Origin of the sequence: Pseudomonas sp. LH21 (genome assembly GCF_036549575.1) — a bacterium.
In the GTDB taxonomy this organism is placed as follows: Bacteria; Pseudomonadota; Gammaproteobacteria; order Pseudomonadales; family Pseudomonadaceae; genus Aquipseudomonas; species Aquipseudomonas peradeniyensis.
The window spans coordinates 1,965,796-1,982,159 of record NZ_CP144367.1 but is presented as its reverse complement, the minus strand read 5'-3'; the positions used below and the strand labels follow the sequence as shown (position 1 = coordinate 1,982,159).

Sequence of the window (16,364 nt, the reverse complement as noted above, 5' to 3'; positions counted from 1 at the left end):
CGGGGGTGGGGGCGGGGCATAAAGAATGCGTAAAGATCAGATACACCGAATCGCTGCACGGGCCCATTCGCGGGTAAACCCGCTCCCACAGGTGCTGCGCCAAGCTCAAGGGCTGTGCTGTACCTGTGGGAGCGGGTTTACCCGCGAAGAGGCCTGAAAGGTCAGCGTTGTGGCGTGTGCTGCGCGGTATTGCGGCTCCAGTCCAGCAGCAGGCTGTACCCCACCGCCAGCAGGGTCGGCCCGATGAACAGGCCGATGAAACCGAACGCGATCAAGCCACCGAACACCCCCAGCAGCACGATCACCAGCGGCAGGTTGCCGCCCCGGCTGATCAGGTACGGCTTGAGCACGTTGTCCACGCCACTGATGACGAAGGTACCCCAGATCCCCAGGAACACCGCCATGCCATAGTCGCCCTTCGACACCAGCCAGGCGGTGGCCGGTATCCAGGCCAGCGGCGGGCCCATGGGGATCAGGCTGAGCATGAAGGTTACCAGGCCGAGCACGATGGCCCCCGGCACGCCGGCGATCAGGAAACCGATCAGCGCCAGCAGGGCCTGGGCCGCGGCGGTACCGATCACGCCGTTGACCACCCGCTGCACGGTACCGGCCACCAGGTCGACGTAGTACTCGGCGCGCTCGCCCACCAGCCGTTGCAGCAGACGATGGACGAAGGCCGCCAGGCGCGGCCCGTCGCGGTAGAAGAAGAACACGAACACCAGGCTCAGGGTCAGCTCCAGCACCCCGCCGCCAATCTGCGCACTGCGTGCCAGCAGCCAGTTGCCGACCTGGCCCAGGTACGGCTTGGCCGAGGTCAGCAAGGCCGCGCCCTGCTGGTCGAAAGACTCCCACCAGCTCACCAGGCGCTCACCGACGAACGGAATGCCCGCCACCCAGGCGGGCGCGTCCGGCAGGCCATCGACCTGCACGTCGCGAATGAACGCGGTGGCATCGCGTACATGGTCGGCCAGGTTGAAACCCAGCCATACCAGCGGCAGCGCCACCAGCAGGATCCAGACCGTGGTCAGCAGGCTCGCGGCGAGGGTTTCGCGCCCGCCGAGCACGCGAGTCAGCAGGCGCATCAGCGGCCAGCTGGCGAAGGCCAGGATGGCGCCCCACAGCAGCGCCGAGATGAACGGTGCCATCACCCACAGCGCGGCACCCAGCAGGGTCAGCAGCAGGATCTGGATCAACAGGCGGTCATTGTTGGCCATGGTGGCGCTCACTCAACGGATCAGTTCCAGGTGCAGGCCTTCGGTCGGGGCGTCGCCGACCTCCAGCCGGGCGCTGCGCACGCCGGCCTTGACCAGTTGCTCGCGCCAGGCCTCGGCGCCCTTGCCGCTGAGGCTGGCGCGCAGGGTGCTGTCGAGGTTCAGGCTGCGGGCCAACAGCGTTGCCCAGGTAGTCTGGGGCTCGGCCAGATCAGGGTAGTCGAGCTTGCCGGTATCGCGCAGTTCGCGCAGCACCGTGGCGGCGGTAGGCAACAGCTCGCCCAGCGGGCTGCCAGAGACGAACTCCTCGACATGCAGATAGGCACGGCGGTTGCCGCGGGTCACGCTGTACAGCGCCACCAGGGTGTCGGCTTCCTCGGCGGAACGGCGCAGCAGGATGAACGCCTGCTGCTCGTCACCGCCATTGAGCCGGGCATTGGCGAACACGTCGTTGGCCCACAGGCTGGCCTCGCCGCAATCGCGGCCCTGGCACCAGAACAACGGATAGCCGCCCTCCTGCTGCAGGGCCTCGCGGGCGCTGGTGAAGGCTTCGCGGGCGCTGCGCTCGACCGGCAGTTCGTAGGTCACGGAACTGACCTGGCCACGGCTCTCGACCTTGTCGTCGACCCGCAGGCGGCCGCTGATCTTGCGCAGCGGGCCCATGGGGTAGACCCGCTCCTGCTCCACCGCCGGGCGCTGGTCGACCACCTTGGCGTCAGGCGGTACCGGCAGGCTGCCGGCCCACAACAGGGAGCTGGCGATGGCAAGGCAAGCGGCGATGGCGCCGCGAACGAAAACAGGTGCGCTCATCGACCACCCTCGCAGGTGGCGGGGCAAGACGCGTGGATGTCTGGCATGTACATGGTTGTCTCCCTTTCAACCCGCCAAGCCTCGACACTTGTCCGGTGCAAGTCAAGGAATGCCAAAAAAGCGATTGAAACAGTCTGCGACAAGGGCCGCGCCCTCGGCGTCGTTCAGGTGCAGGTGGTGGCCGCCCGGCAAGGTCACCTGCTCGAAGGGTAGCTGCTCCAGCAGTTGCGTGTGGCGCGCCAGCATGCCGTCGGCGGCCACCACCAGGCAGGCCGGGCAGGCGATGCGTTTGACGAAGGCCATGGCCTGGTCCTGGTTCAGGCGGGTCGGCGAGGGCAAGGTGAGGCGGCTGTCGCTGCGCCAGCTGTAGCCGCCGGGCACCGGCATCAGGCCGCGCTGGGCCAGCAGTTCGGCGGCTTCACGGCTGACCGCGACCATGCCTTTCATGCGCGCCTCGACGCCCTCCTCCAGGGTCGCGTATACCGACTTGCGCTTGCCTTCCAGGCGCAGTTGCGCCTGCAGCGCCAGCCCCAAGCGCTCGGCGGCGTCCTGTTCGCTGAGCGTTGGCGGGATCACCCCGTCGATCAGCGCCAGGTGACTGACCCGCTCGGGCAAAGCCCCGGCCAGCTGCACCGAGATGATCGCCCCCAGCGAATGCCCGAGCAGGCCGAAGCGCTCCCAGCCCAGTTGCTCGGCAACCCGCAGCACGTCATGGGCGTAGTCGGCCAGGGCGTAGCCGGCACCGACCGGGCGATGCCCGGAGTAGCCGTGCCCGGCCAGGTCCAGGGCGACAATGCGCAACCCCTTCAACTGCGGCGCCAGGCGGGCGAAGCTGTTGGCGTTGTCCAGCCAGCCATGCAGGGCGATCACCGGCAGGCCGTCGGCCGGGCCGAACAGGTGCGCGGCCAGCTCGATATGGCCGAGCGTCAGGCGGATCTCCTCGACCTGGGCGCTCATGCCTGGCTCCAGCGGTCGAACAGGCCCTTGATCAGGCCGGCGGTGTCGGTAGGCCGCTCCAGCGGGAACATATGCCCACCCGGCAGGCTGTGGTACTCGCCCTTGGCCATGGCGCGCACGGCCAGGGCGTGATGCTTGCGGATCACCCGGCTCTGGGCGCCGCGCACCATCGCCAGCGGCACCTGCAACTGGCGCGGCCGCGCCGGACTGACATGGGGAATGCTGCGGTAGATGCTGATCTCGGTGGCCGGGTCGAAGCGCAGGCGCAGGCCGTCCTCCCCCTGTTCCAGGCCATGTTCCAGGTAGGCTTCGAGGCAGTCCGGGTCGAAGTGGCGGAACAGGGTCTTGCCGGCAAAATAGTTGCGCGCGCTGTCGCGGTCGGGAAATGCCTCGCGCCGGCCCAGGGTGCGCCCGGCCGGGGTGATGCGGTCGATGAAGCCCAAGCGCTTGGCGGCCTGGATCAGCCACTCGTCCGCGCGGGTCAACACCGGCGAGTCGAGCATCACCACCCCGCGGTAGAACGCCGGTCGGCGCAACGCCGCATGCAGGTGCAGCACGCCACCCAGCGAATGACCGACACCCCACACCGGCGCGTCCTGCTGTTCGAGGTGATGCAGCAGTTCGTCCACCAGGTTCTGCCAGTTGTCGTTGACCGGAAAACGCGGGTCATGGGCGTGCTGCGCCAGGTGGCGGACCTCGTAGTCCGGCCCCAGGGCGGCGAACAGCTTGCCGTAGGTGGCCGAAGGGAAGCCGTTGGCGTGGGCGAAGAAGATCTGCTGCGACATGGCCGCCTGCTCTGCACGGGGATGGATGGCCCATTGTCGGCAAGCCGGCCCCCGGCGGCAACGTTCGGATAGGTCATCGCCAGTGGCGATCAGGTCATCGAGCAGCGCTCGAGGCTGGCCAGCGAACGGTGCAGGCAGGCCTGCATGTAGCCCAGTTGCCACTCCAGGGCCTGACGGCCCAGGCTGCAGTCGCCCTCATTGTCAGCCAGCCGGCGCAGGGCCAGGCAGCTGGTCTGCAGCAGGTGGGCCATGCGAATGCTGGCCTGGCGCAGTTGCTCGAATTCATGCTGGCCTTCGAAACGGCGAATCAACTGGTCGAGCTTGGCATCGGCGATGTCCTGCATCAGGCGGTACTCGGCGAAATCCAGCCGGTGATCCTCCGTCAGCTTGTCGAGCAGCCATTGCGGGTCAACCGAGCGCACCAGCGCCATGCGATAACGGTTCACTCTTCACTCCCTGTGCCAGTACGGGCCCATGAATCATTCACCGCGCAACGCTACTTGGCCCAACGTCCGGCTGGCAACTGACAGAAATGCCAGTTGCCGGGGCTGCTTTGCAGCCCTTTCGCGGCACAAGGCCGCTCCTACAGGAGCGCGCGGTCGCTTGTAGGAGCGGCCTTGCCGAGGCGTCGGACCGGCCGGAAAGGGCTGAGGGCTCAGCCGGGATGACGCAGGCTATGCAGGGTCATCAGCCCCGCCAGTGGCCAATCCCCTTCCAGCTCCGCCAGGCTCGCCGTGCTCAGTGGTGCCGGCTGCTGGCCGTGGCCATGTTCGAGCAGGCCGACCAGGCTTCCCACCAGTGGCTGGTGGCTGACCAGCAGCACATGCTCCAGCCCCAGGCGCTCGACTTCACCGATTACCTGCTGCGCGTCGCTGTCCGGCGTCAGCCAGGGCACTGTGCGCACCGGCTCGGCAAAGCCCAGCGCGCCGTGCACCAGGGCGGCGGTCTGCTGGGCGCGCACATAGGGGCTGGCGATGATCGCCTGCAACGGCTGGCCGAGCAGGTGCGCGGCGCTGCGCAGCACCTGCTCGCGACCGTGGCCGGTCAGGCGTCGCTCGGCATCGCTGTTGGCCCGGGGTTCCGCCTCGCCGTGGCGCAGCACCCAGAGCTTCACAGCTTGGGCTCCTCGTCACGCACCGGATGCGCTGCCGGGGCGACGGCGTGCGGCACCTCGCCTTCCGGGGCGCGCGGCGTCGGCCAGTCGGCGAACGGCCAGGGCTTCTGGTCGGAGTGGAAGGTGCCGAAGCGGCCGATCTGCGCCAGGTACTGGCTGAGGCTGTCGCCGAAGTTCATCAGGCTGGCGCTGGGCGCGCCGTAGATCAGCCGGTAGATCAGCTGCACCAGCACCAGGCCGCCGAGCAGCAGCTCGGCCAGTTGCCAGGCCACCAGGAACACCAGCATCCACAGCACCCGCAGGATGATCGACTCGCGCTGGGCGCGCTCGGGAGTATCGTTCATGGGTCGTTCCTTCAGTTGAAACCGCTGGTGGAAATGAAATCGACATCGGTCTTGGGTTCGGCACGCATCAGGTGCTCGATCACCTGGTTGAGCGTGCGCCCTTCGAACAGGATCGCGTGCAGGCCCGCCACCAGCGGCATGTACACGCCCACTTCCTGGGCCTTGGCCTTGAGCACCTTGAGCGTGTTGACGCCCTCGGCCACCTCGCCCAGGCGGCTGACCGCCTGTTCCAGGCTCAAGCCCTGGCCCAGGGCATGGCCGACCTGGTAGTTGCGGCTCTTGGGCGAGGAGCAGGTGACGATCAGGTCACCCACCCCGGCCAGGCCCAGGAAGGTCATGGGGTTGGCGCCCTGGCTAACGGCGAAGCGAGTCATCTCGGCCAGGGCGCGGGTGATCAGCATGCTCTTGGTGTTCTCGCCCATCCCCAGGGCCACGGCCATGCCGGCGATGATGGCGTAGACGTTCTTCAGCGCGCCGCCCAGTTCGACGCCGAAGCGGTCGGCACTGGCGTAGACGCGGAAGGTACGGCCATGCAGCACGGCCTGTACCTGCTGGCACAGCGCCTCGTCCTCGCTGGCGACCACGGTGGCGGTCAGCGCATGCTCGGCGATCTCGCGGGCCAGGTTGGGCCCCGACAGCACGCCGATGCGCGCCTGGGGGGCGATCTCTTCGAGGATCTGGCTCATCAGCTTGAAGGTGTGCGCCTCGATGCCCTTGGTCAGGCTGACCAGGCCCTTGCCGCGCAGCAGCTCGGCATGGGGCGCCAGCACGCTGCGCAAGGCGCTGGAGGGCAAGGCGACGAAGATCAGCGCGCTGCCCTGCAGGGTGGCGAGCAGATCGTTGACCGGCTCGACGCCGTCGTGCAGGCGGATGCCCTTGAGGTAGCGCGGGTTCTCGCGATCGACGCGCATCGCCTCGGCCTGCGCCGGGTCGCGCATCCATTGCCGCACCGGATGGCCGTTCTCGGCCAGGAGGTTCGCCACGGCGGTGCCGAAGCTGCCGCCTCCAAGAACCGCAACAGGTTGCTGTTCAGTCATATCCAATCCGTTAACCAATAAAGTAAGTGGCGACCCGGGCATTATACGGTGCCGATGCGACAGAACCAGTGCGTATGCATCGCGGGGCAAGCCCGCTCCCACGCACCCGAACACAATAGAGAAAGTTCAGGGGGTGCGATGCGGCAATAGGCCATCCGCCAATCACTGGCAAAAGCCGTACGGTCGGTTAACATGCCTGATTCATTTCTGAAACAAGGCCGTTTCGTGTTCCCTGGCACGCCTCCCTATCCACGCCTGATTTTGTTGACTGCCTTGCTGGGCGGCCCGGCCGTGGCCGACGACCTGTTCATCGACAACCAGGACCTGCCGCAGGTTCTGACCGCCACGCGCCTGAAACAATCCCCGGCGGCGGTCCCGGGCAGCATGACCGTGCTCGACAACGAGCTGATCCGGGCCAGCGGCGCCCGCGACATCCCCGAACTGCTGCGCCTGGTGCCGGGGATGATGATCGGCTACGGCGCCGGCAACCAGCCGACGGTCAACTACCACGGCAGCAATGTCAGCGACGCCCGGCGCATGCAGGTGCTGATCGACGGCCGCTCGGTGTACCGCGCGGGCCTGGCCACGGTGGACTGGAGCGATATCCCGGTGGCGATCGAGGACATCGAGCGCATCGAGGTGTTCCGCGGCCCCAACACCGTCAGCTACGGCGCCAACGCGCTGATGGCGGTGGTCAACATCCTCACCCGCAACCCGGCCGACAGCCATGGCACGCGGGTCAAGCTGACCCGCGGCCAGGATGGCATCAACGACTACTACGCGAGCCAGGGCTTTGGCTGGGACGGTGGCGACCTGCGCCTGTCGCTGTCCGGCCAGCAGGACGATGGCTTCGACCACGACCAGTTCGGCCGCGACTACCGCGACAGCCGCCGGCTCAACCGCGTCAACCTCAACGCCAGCCACACCCTGGCGCCGAACCAGACCCTGGAATGGCAACTGGCGGCCAAGGAAGGCAGCAATCAGCGCCCCTATACCTACCAGCCAGTGTTCGGCAACTACCGCGCCGGCGACAACGCCGATGTCAACGCCAAGGATTACGCAGGTTCAGTGCGCTGGAACCTCGACCTCAACCCCGAGCACAGCCTGTATGTGCAGGGTTCGGCCCAGCACTTCGACCGTCAGCAGGTGTGGCGCGCCTGCGATGCGGCGATCGCCTTCAGCCCGGAACTGACCCGTCTGTGGCAGCTCGACTCGAACTTCGCCGAGAAGGTCGCGCGTAACCTGTTCACCGGCAACCTGCCCAGCAGCACCAACCCCGAACTCAACTCGCTGATGGGCCAGGTGCAGAACCAATGGGCCAACGGTGGCCGCAACACGATCTGCGGCGACGTCGACCAGAGCACCCGCGAGACCCGCTACGACCTGGAGATCCAGGACACCCTGAGCCTGACCGACAGCCTGCGCCTGGTCACCGGCATGAACTACCGCTATGACAAGGCCGACTCGCAGACCTACTTCAACGGCAGCATCGACGACCAGACCTGGCGCCTGTTCGGCCAGCTCGAATGGCGCATAGACGAACACTGGATCGTCCAGGGCGGGGCGATGCACGAGCACTCGCAGCTGTCGGGCAACTCGCTCACGCCACGGGTGGCGGTGAACTACCTGATCACCCCGCGCCACGGCCTGCGTGCCGTATATTCCGAGGCGATCCGCTCGCCGGACATGTTCGAGAACAACGTCAACTGGAGCTACACGGTCAAGAACCTCACGCCCAACCGCTACGGCCTGCAGAACGGCGAATATTTCGTCAAGACCCGCGGCCCGGGCAACCTCGACCAGGAACGCATGCGTTCGCGCGAGCTCGGCTACAACGGCTATTTCACCGACCTCGACCTGAGCATGGACGTGAAACTGTTCTACGACGAGATCACCGGAATGATCAGCGAGCCGTTGAAGAACAACCAGTACATCGCCAGCAACGCCAACAAGGCGCGCTTCAGCGGCAGCGAGGCGCAGTTCGACTGGCGCGCCACCCAGCGCGACCGCCTGCGCCTGACCTACGCCTACGTCGACGCCTGGGCCAGCAACCCCAACGACCGGCGCCTGAGCGCCCGCAACAGCGGTTCGGCCGGCTGGCTGCGCGACTGGGGCGAAGGCTGGTCCAGCGCCCTCTTCTACTACGGTGACGACGCCCTCAATGGTTACCGTTACGAACGGGTCGACCTGCGCCTGGCCAAGCGTTTCAAGGTGCAGGGCAGCAACCTGGAGCTGGCTGCGCTATGGCAGCAGCGCCTGGATGACGAGCCGGTCACCCTGGAACAGAACCGTTACGACAGCCGCCACCGCCTGAGCGTCAGCGCGGAGCTGGAATTCTGATGGTCCGTCTGCTGCGCCTGTTGCTGCTGTGCCTCTGGCCCCTGGGATCGCTGTCCGCCAGCGAAATCCTGCTGGTCGGCGCCGAGGACCAGCCCGGCATCCGCAGCTTCGTCACGGCCCTGGAAAAACGTCGTCCCAACGACCAGGTGCGGTTCCAGACCGTCGAGCAGCTGCCAAGCCCGGCCAAGCTCAAGGCCGACACCCGCCTGATCCTCCTCGACACCCCGGCCCTGGAGTGGCGCCTGGCTGAATCCGCAGGGCCGGCGGCGCTGGCATTGCGGGTCAGCCGGGTCCAGATCGAACAGCGCCTGGGCACCTTGCGCCCTGCCTACCTGACCCTGCTGTGGAGCGATCCGCCCCTGGCCCGGCAGCTGCGCCTGGCCCGCTACCTGTTGCCGCAGGCGCGACGCATCGGCGTGCTCTACGGCGAACACAGCCGTTTCCTGCTCGAAGAGCTGCGCCAGGCCGCCAGTGCACTGGGCCTGGAGATCGTCGCCCAGGACTGGCCCGACCTGCGCGACAGCCGTCCCCTGCAAGAGCTGCTCGGCAACAGCGACGTACTGCTCGGTCTGGACGATCCCGACCTGTACAACTCCAAGTCGGCCAAGAACGTGCTGCTCAGCAGCTATGGCCGGCAGATGGCGCTGATCGGGCCTAACGTCGGCTTTGTCCGCGCCGGCGCCCTGGCCAGCACCTACAGCGACCAGGACGACTGGCTGGCGGTGCTCGGACAGCTGCTCGACCTGCCGCCGGCCCGCTGGCCGCGCAGCCTCTACCCCGCGCACTTCGGTGTCAGCGGCAACCAGCAGGTGGCCCGCGCCCTGGGCCTGGAGGCGATCGACCCGGTCGCCGCCGCCCTGGCCCTTGCCGAAGGAACCTCCACCCCATGAGCAAGCGCCTGAGCTGGGACATCCACACCCGCACCCAGATCATCAGCCTGGGCCCCGCCCTGTTGCTGACCCTGCTGCTGATCAGCTTCTTCACCTTCGTGCGGATCCAGGACCTGCGCCAGGAACTCAACCACACCGGGCAACTGATCGCCAACCAGCTGGCACCGGCCTCGGAGTACGGGGTGATCTCGGGCAACAACGAGGTGCTCGAGAGCCTGATGCGCGCCACCCTGAGCATTCCCCACGTGCGCTTTCTCGAGGTGCAGGACAGCCGCAACCATATCCTGGTGTATGTCGAGCAACCCGACGAAAGCCACAGCCGCGCCCAACGCGTCGAGGTGTTCCAGGCGCCGATCCGCCTGCAGCAGATCCGCCTGGACAATGACTTCCTGCAGGGCAAGGCGCCGGCGCCGAACATCGGCGACGATTACCTCGGCCGGGTGATCGTCGGCATGTCCGACGACGCCTTCAGCCAACGCCAGCAGGAGATCGTGATCAAGGCCGCGATCCTCGCCCTGTTCGCCCTGCTGTTCACCTTCCTGCTGGCGCGGCGCCTGGCCACCAGCCTGTCCAAGCCGATCAGCGACATGGGCCACGCGGTCCGGGCGATCCAACAGGGCGACTTCAACGCGCCGCTGCCGGTGGTCGACGACAGCGAGCTGGGCCACCTGGCCCGGCACATCAACAACCTGGCCAGCGCCCTCGACCAGGCGGCTCATGAACAGCAACAGGCCATGGGCCAGCTGATCCAGGCCCGTGAAGAAGCCGAGCAGGCCAACCGCGCCAAGTCGGACTTCCTGGCGATGATGAGCCACGAGCTGCGCACGCCCATGAACGGCGTGCTGGGCATGCTGCAACTGCTCGAGACCACCGAGCTGACCAGCGAACAGGCCGACTACACCGCAGTGGCCAGCGAATCCACCGGCCACCTGCTCAAGGTGATCAACGACATCCTCGATTTCTCGCGGATCGAGCGCACCACCCTGGAGCTGGAACATATCGACTTCAACCTCGGCGAGCTGATCACCAGCAGCGTGCTGTCGTTCCAGCACAGCGCCCAGCAGCGCAACCTGGACCTGCGCCTGCAGTTGCCGCCGGGCATGAACCAGCTGCAGGTGATGGGCGATCCGACGCGCATCCGCCAGATCCTGCTGAACCTGGTGGGCAATGCGCTGAAATTCACCGAGCGTGGCGAGGTGGCCATCGAGGCCCGCTGGCAGGTGCTCGACCGCCAGCTGATCTGGCTGACCTGCACCGTGCGCGACACCGGCATCGGCATCGACAGCAACCGCCTGGAAATGATGTTCGTGGCCTTCCAGCAGGCCGACAACACCATTTCCCGGCGCTACGGCGGCACCGGCCTGGGCCTGTCGATCGCCCGCACCCTGGCCGAGCGCATGGGCGGCCAGTTGCGCGGCGAGAGCCGCGAGGGGTTGGGCTCGACCTTCACCCTGGAGATGCCGCTGGCCCTGGCCAGCGCTCCCGCCGCCCTGCCCGGCGCCGCGCCCCGGGACAGCACGACGGACGCAGGCGGCGGGCGGGTCCTGCTGGTGGAGGACAATCCGGTCAACCAGAGCGTCATCGAGGCGATGCTGCGCAGCCTCGGTTTCGAGGTGAGCCTGGCCATGGACGGCGCCCAGGCGGTCGACCTGGTCGGCCAGCAACGCTTTGCCGCCGTACTGATGGACTGCCGCCTGCCGAATGTCGACGGCTACGAGGCCACCCGTCGCATCCGCCAGTTGCCGCGCACCGAGGGCCTGCCGATCATCGCCCTGACCGCCAGCGCATTGCAGGGCGACCGCGAGCGCTGCCTGGCCGCCGGAATGAACGATTACCTGAGCAAGCCGTTCAAACGCACTGATCTGCAACGCATCCTGCAGCGCTGGTTGCCGGGTCGGACAGCCGCGACTGGCGATAAATGCTAAATTGCGGCAGTCTTAAGGACTGGACAGGACCGCCTCAGGGCCGGAAAATAACATTTCAGTGCACACCTGTACTTCTTTTGCCAGGTGCGCTGTGACTTTCACCACAACGCAATAGTCTACCTGTAGGCTGCCGCCTCGAATGCCACGCGCTTCGGGCCGGCCGGGAAGATTCATCCCCTGCCGCAGGGGGTTATTGAGGAGCTCGCATGACCAAACAACACGCCTTTACTCGGGAAGATCTGCTGCGCTGCAGTCGCGGTGAGCTGTTCGGCCCCGGTAATGCGCAACTGCCCGCCCCGAACATGCTGATGGTCGATCGCATCACCCATATCAGCGAGGAAGGCGGCAAGTTCGGCAAAGGTGAATTGGTCGCCGAGCTGGATATCAATCCGGACCTGTGGTTCTTCGCCTGCCACTTCGAAGGCGATCCGGTGATGCCGGGCTGCCTGGGCCTGGATGCCATGTGGCAGCTGGTCGGTTTCTTCCTCGGCTGGCAGGGTCTGCCGGGCCGTGGCCGCGCCCTGGGTTCGGGCGAAGTCAAATTCTTCGGCCAGGTCCTGCCGGAAGCGAAGAAAGTCACCTACAACATTCATATCAAGCGCGTCCTGAAAGGCAAGCTGAACATGGCCATCGCCGATGGCTCGGTCAGCGTCGACGGTCGCGAGATCTACACCGCCGAAGGCCTGCGGGTCGGCGTGTTCACCTCCACTGACAATTTCTAAGGGTTATTCGCATGCGCCGCGTCGTGATCACTGGTCTGGGCATCGTATCGTGCCTGGGCAATGACAAAGCTACCGTCACCGAAAACCTGCGCAACAGCCGTCCGGGTATCCGTTACAACCCGGAATACAAGGAAATGGGGCTGCGTAGCCAGGTTTCCGGTTCCATCGACCTCAACCTCGAAGAGCTGATCGACCGCAAGGTCTATCGCTTCGTCGGCCACGCCGCCGCCTATGCCTACCTGGCAATGCAGGACGCGATCAAGGACTCGGGCCTGACCGAAGAGCAGGTTTCCAACCCGCGCACCGGCCTGGTTGCCGGCTCCGGCGGCGCTTCCACCCTGAACCAGATGGAAGCCCTGGACACCCTGCGCGAAAAAGGCGTCAAGCGCGTCGGCCCGTACCGTGTCACCCGCACCATGGGCAGCACCGTGTCGGCGTGCCTGGCCACTCCGTTCAAGATCAAGGGCATCAACTACTCGATCTCGTCGGCCTGCGCCACCTCCGCGCACTGCATCGGCACCGCCCTGGAGCAGATCCAGTGGGGCAAGCAGGACATCGTCTTCGCCGGTGGCGGTGAAGAAGAGCACTGGAGCCAGTCGTTCCTGTTCGACGCCATGGGCGCCCTGTCGACCAAGCGCAACGAAACCCCGGAACTGGCCTCGCGCGCCTACGACGCCGACCGTGATGGCTTCGTCATCGCCGGCGGCGGCGGCATGGTGGTGGTCGAGGAGCTGGAACACGCCCTGGCCCGTGGCGCCAAGATCTACGCCGAGATCGTCGGCTACGGCGCAACTTCCGACGGCTACGACATGGTCGCCCCAAGTGGCGAAGGCGCGATCCGCTGCATGCAGCAGGCGCTGTCCACCGTCGACACCCCGATCGACTACCTGAACACCCACGGCACCTCCACCCCGGTCGGCGACGTCGCCGAGATGAAGGGCGTGCGTGAAGTGTTCGGCGACAAGGCACCGAAGATCAGCTCGACCAAGAGCCTGTCGGGCCACTCGCTGGGCGCCGCCGGCGTGCACGAGGCGATCTACTGCCTGCTGATGATGGAGAACAACTTCATCGCCGGCTCCGCCAACATCGACGAGCTGGACCCAGAGGTCGCCGACCTGCCGGTACTGCGCAAGACCGAAGAGAACGCCAAGATCGACACGGTCATGAGCAACAGCTTCGGCTTCGGCGGCACCAACGCCACCCTGGTGCTCAAGCGCTGGACTGGCAAGTGATCGCTTGATCTGCTGAACGAGAACGCCCGGACCTAGGTTCGGGCGTTTTTGTTTGTGCCCTGCAGGCCCTTATCGCGGGGCAAGCCCGCTCCCACGCCATCCGCTCAGGGTCATGCGTATGCGTGGGAGCGGGCTTGCCCCGCGATGGCCCTTATACCGAAAACCGCTGCACCAGGGTGTTCAGGTCCACCGCCAGCCGCGACAGCGCCTGACTGGCGGCGGACGTTTCCTCGGCCCCGGCCGAGGACTGATGCGCCAAATCGCGGATGGTGGTCAGGTTGCGGTCCACCTCCCGCGCCACCTGGGCCTGCTGCTCCGAGGCACTGGCGATCACCAGGTTGCGCTCGTTGATCTGGCCGATGGCCGCGGCGATCGCTTCCAGTGCCTGGCCGGCGGCATGAGCGCCATCCAATGTCGAACGGGCCTGGGCGTCGCTGTGCTGCATGCCCTGCACCGCCCGCTCGGCCCCACTGCGAATAGCGACGATCATCTGCTCGATCTCCTGGGTCGAGGTCTGCGTGCGATGGGCCAGCGCCCGCACCTCGTCGGCAACCACGGCGAACCCGCGCCCGGCCTCGCCAGCCCGCGCCGCTTCGATGGCGGCATTGAGCGCCAGCAGGTTGGTCTGCTCGGCGATCGAGCCGATCACATCCAGCACCTTGCTGATGTCGTGCACCTGCTGGGCCAGCTGCCCCACCTCCTCGGCGTTACCCGCCACGCCACTGGCCAGCGCCTCGATGGCGGTGACCGTGGCTTGCACCTGCTCACGCCCACGGCGGGCGATCTGGTCGGACTCGCGGGAAGCCTCCGAAGTGGCCACCGCATTGCTCGCCACCTCCTCCACCGCCGCCGTCATCTGGTTGACCGCGGTCGCGGCCTGCTCGATTTCCATGCTCTGCTGCTGCAGGCCGCGGGTGGCGTCCTCGGTGACCGCGCTCAGCTCTTCGGACGCCGAGGCCAGCTGGCTGGCCGAATCGGAAATCCGCCCGATGGTCTCGCGCAGGCTCTGCTGCATGCTCTTGAGCGCCGCCAGCAGGCGCGCCGGCTCATCGTCGCCCTGCACGGTGATCTGCGGTGTGAGGTCGCCCGTGGCGACCGTCTCGGCCACCTTCAGCGACTGCCCGAGCGGCCGCACGATGCTGCGGGTCAGGGCCAGGGCGAGCACCACGGTGAGGCTCAGGGCAATCACCAGCAGCACGCCGACCCAGACCTTCGCGCCGTTGTACACGGCCTCGGCCAGGTCGGTGGCGGAGTTGGCCTGGTGGTTGTTCAGCTCGATCAGCTCGTTGAGCGTGGCGGTCATCTGGTCGGCCAGCTGGTTCATCTCGCCGTTGACCAGCGCCGCCGCCGCCTGGACATGCCCATCGGTGGCCTGCTGCACCACCTGCCCCTGCAAGGTCATGTACTGGCGCTCGAGGACCTGGTAGCGGTCGAACAAGGTCCGCTCCTCAGGCAGCACGATCAACCCATCGTAATGATTCTGGGCCTTGCTCAGGCCGCCCTTGATCTCTTCGATGCGGGCACGGTTCTGCTGCTGGGCTGCCGGGTCGGTATTGACCAGCAGGCGCAGGGTCAAGGCGCGGATGCGCAGCATGTCCTGGGTCATGCGGCCCACCGAGATCACGCTCGGCAGCCAGTTGTTGTCGACCTGCTCGGACTGCTGGCGCATGCTGGTCATCTGCTGCAGCGCGAAGCCGCCCAGCGCCACCACCAGCAGCGCCATGATGCCGAAGCCCAGGCCCGCGCGCGGGGCGATATTCAAGCGTCTCAGGCTCATTTCCAGGATCCCTCCCAAAAGCGTTGTTCCGTCGCTTAATGAAGGTATCGGGCCGCCTGGAAATTGCGTAAGACGAAAAGGCGATATCAAAAAGCTATCTACTGCTAAAACGCGCTACTTCGCCGCTTTTGGCAGCAGATTAAGAAAATTTGTCCGACTCACCTGCTCCGCCACCCCTGCCGGCAAGGCATCGAGGAAGGGGTCGAAAGCGTGCATCTGCTCACCCAGGCTGTCGAAGCGCCCCACAAGATCGGAGCCGAGCATGAAGCGCTGCGGGAAGCGCTCGACCAACGCCACCCAGTCCTGACGCGGTGCACCCTGCGGGTCGAGCAGGTAGGGCTCGAGGACGCTCCAGGACAGGTCGACATACAGGTTCGGGTAGTCCTCCAGCAGCCGGGTCAGCACCGGCAGGAGAAAATCCATCTGCTCCTGGTGCCGGTGGATCTCCAGGCTGCTGCCGGCGTGGGCCCAGATGAAACGGGTATGCGGGTGATTGCGCAGCGGCTCTTCGATCTCGGCCAGGTAGAGCGGGTTGCGTTCGCGCTTGGAGGTGAGGTTCGAATGCAACAGCACCGGCAGGTCGCGCTCGGCGGCCAGGTGGTAGATGCGGGTCATGGCTTCATTGTTGGCCCGCGGCGTATCGCCGCTGGTCAGGGCGGTGAGGTCGTCATGGCGGGTGAAGACCTCGCCGATGCCCTGCCACAACCCCGGGTAGAGCTCGAGCATGCGTTCGATATGGCTGACGGCGTTCTTGTCCACCGGATTGAAGCCGCTGAGGAACGGATGGAAGCGACGGCGTTGCTCCGCTGGCAGCTTCTGCAACGCGGCAGCGACATACAGGTCAGTGGCGCTGTACCAGTAGGCGTCGGCGTCGTCCCCGGCATAATAGCGCGGGCGCCTGGGTTCGTCCTCGTGCCACTTCTTGGCCACCGGGATGCCGGAGATCATCGACTGCTCGACCCCAGCTGCGTCCATGGCCTTGAGCAGCGCCGGCATGCCCTCGGTTTCCTGGAAGAAGTCCACATAGTGCAGGTGCGCGTCGCTGTAGCGGTAGTCGCGGGCCTGCGCGGTGTCGAGCAGGCTAGCGCTCAACAGCAGGCAAGCCAGTGTGCGGGCGATCATCGGAGCCTCCTTTGCCGGTACCGCAAGAGTAGACCGGGCAGCGCCTGCGACGGTTCAGCCACGGACGGCGAAACGCTATGCTTGCAGGCATCCCTCAA

At 66.5% G+C, this 16,364-nt stretch carries 15 protein-coding genes and 1 pseudogene; 5 read left to right on the top strand and 11 right to left on the bottom strand.

The genetic code is table 11. The annotated features are described in order from the left end of the window. Positions 1-161 precede the first annotated feature (161 nt). The 8 genes from VUG52_RS09125 to VUG52_RS09090 form a co-directional block, all read right to left on the bottom strand. Complete coding sequence (locus VUG52_RS09125; protein WP_220689994.1) at positions 162-1,214, bottom strand: AI-2E family transporter; 1,053 nt, start codon at positions 1,212-1,214, stop codon at positions 162-164. A gap of 12 nt (positions 1,215-1,226) precedes the next feature. Beyond that, positions 1,227-2,021 carry a DUF4892 domain-containing protein gene (locus VUG52_RS09120; RefSeq protein WP_050706500.1) on the bottom strand — a complete coding sequence of 265 codons (795 nt, stop codon included), beginning with the start codon at positions 2,019-2,021 and terminating at the stop codon, positions 1,227-1,229. 102 nt (positions 2,022-2,123) lie between these two features. Continuing rightward, positions 2,124-2,978: an alpha/beta hydrolase gene (locus VUG52_RS09115; protein ID WP_331832758.1), complete on the bottom strand. Its 855-nt coding sequence runs from the start codon at positions 2,976-2,978 to the stop codon at positions 2,124-2,126. Continuing rightward, positions 2,975-3,763, bottom strand: a complete 789-nt coding sequence (locus VUG52_RS09110) for an alpha/beta fold hydrolase (RefSeq protein ID WP_331832756.1) — start codon at positions 3,761-3,763, stop codon at positions 2,975-2,977. The genes VUG52_RS09115 and VUG52_RS09110 overlap by 4 nt, the downstream gene beginning before the upstream one ends. 89 nt (positions 3,764-3,852) lie before the next feature. Further along, positions 3,853-4,209 carry a hypothetical protein gene (locus VUG52_RS09105; RefSeq protein WP_050706503.1) on the bottom strand — a complete coding sequence of 119 codons (357 nt, stop codon included), beginning with the start codon at positions 4,207-4,209 and terminating at the stop codon, positions 3,853-3,855. Positions 4,210-4,418: 209 nt separating this feature from the next. Further along, positions 4,419-4,877 (bottom strand): phosphohistidine phosphatase SixA, encoded by a 459-nt coding sequence (gene sixA / locus VUG52_RS09100; RefSeq protein ID WP_050706504.1) that lies wholly within the window; start codon positions 4,875-4,877, stop codon positions 4,419-4,421. Then, the gene (locus VUG52_RS09095) at positions 4,874-5,221 is read right to left on the bottom strand and encodes a DUF4389 domain-containing protein (RefSeq protein WP_050706505.1); all 348 of its coding nucleotides are present in this window, start codon (positions 5,219-5,221) and stop codon (positions 4,874-4,876) included. Before VUG52_RS09095 ends, sixA begins: the two co-directional genes overlap by 4 nt. A gap of 11 nt (positions 5,222-5,232) precedes the next feature. Further along, on the bottom strand, positions 5,233-6,258 hold the full coding sequence (locus tag VUG52_RS09090; RefSeq protein ID WP_186733895.1) for an NAD(P)H-dependent glycerol-3-phosphate dehydrogenase: 1,026 nt from the start codon (positions 6,256-6,258) through the stop codon (positions 5,233-5,235). 192 nt (positions 6,259-6,450) lie between these two features. On the opposite strand from VUG52_RS09090, the gene VUG52_RS09085 reads away from it, so the two are divergent. The 5 genes from VUG52_RS09085 to fabB all read left to right on the top strand — a co-directional run bounded on the left by VUG52_RS09085 (position 6,451) and on the right by fabB (position 13,367). Next, on the top strand, positions 6,451-8,598 hold the full coding sequence (locus VUG52_RS09085) for a TonB-dependent receptor plug domain-containing protein (RefSeq protein ID WP_331832753.1): 2,148 nt from the start codon (positions 6,451-6,453) through the stop codon (positions 8,596-8,598). Then, the gene (locus VUG52_RS09080) at positions 8,598-9,488 is read left to right on the top strand and encodes an ABC transporter substrate-binding protein (protein WP_331832751.1); all 891 of its coding nucleotides are present in this window, start codon (positions 8,598-8,600) and stop codon (positions 9,486-9,488) included. The genes VUG52_RS09085 and VUG52_RS09080 overlap by 1 nt, the downstream gene beginning before the upstream one ends. Continuing rightward, positions 9,485-11,413: a response regulator gene (locus VUG52_RS09075; RefSeq protein WP_050706508.1), complete on the top strand. Its 1,929-nt coding sequence runs from the start codon at positions 9,485-9,487 to the stop codon at positions 11,411-11,413. The genes VUG52_RS09080 and VUG52_RS09075 overlap by 4 nt, the downstream gene beginning before the upstream one ends. Before the next feature lie 206 nt (positions 11,414-11,619). Next, a complete protein-coding gene (fabA, locus tag VUG52_RS09070) occupies positions 11,620-12,135 on the top strand; it encodes a 3-hydroxyacyl-[acyl-carrier-protein] dehydratase FabA (RefSeq protein WP_028690473.1) in 516 nt (171 codons plus the stop codon). A gap of 11 nt (positions 12,136-12,146) precedes the next feature. Continuing rightward, positions 12,147-13,367 carry a beta-ketoacyl-ACP synthase I gene (gene fabB, locus VUG52_RS09065; RefSeq protein WP_050706509.1) on the top strand — a complete coding sequence of 407 codons (1,221 nt, stop codon included), beginning with the start codon at positions 12,147-12,149 and terminating at the stop codon, positions 13,365-13,367. 151 nt (positions 13,368-13,518) lie between these two features. Here fabB and VUG52_RS27240 read toward each other — a convergent pair whose 3' ends face one another. From VUG52_RS27240 to VUG52_RS09055, 3 genes and pseudogenes are all read right to left on the bottom strand, one after another. Beyond that, on the bottom strand, positions 13,519-14,259 hold the full coding sequence (locus tag VUG52_RS27240) for a methyl-accepting chemotaxis protein (RefSeq protein WP_441346515.1): 741 nt from the start codon (positions 14,257-14,259) through the stop codon (positions 13,519-13,521). Positions 14,260-14,373: 114 nt separating this feature from the next. Beyond that, positions 14,374-15,144 (bottom strand): annotated as a pseudogene (locus tag VUG52_RS27235) (MCP four helix bundle domain-containing protein); the annotation flags it as partial. Positions 15,145-15,258: 114 nt separating this feature from the next. Further along, positions 15,259-16,266: an amidohydrolase family protein gene (locus tag VUG52_RS09055; protein ID WP_331832745.1), complete on the bottom strand. Its 1,008-nt coding sequence runs from the start codon at positions 16,264-16,266 to the stop codon at positions 15,259-15,261. Positions 16,267-16,364: the final 98 nt, after the last annotated feature.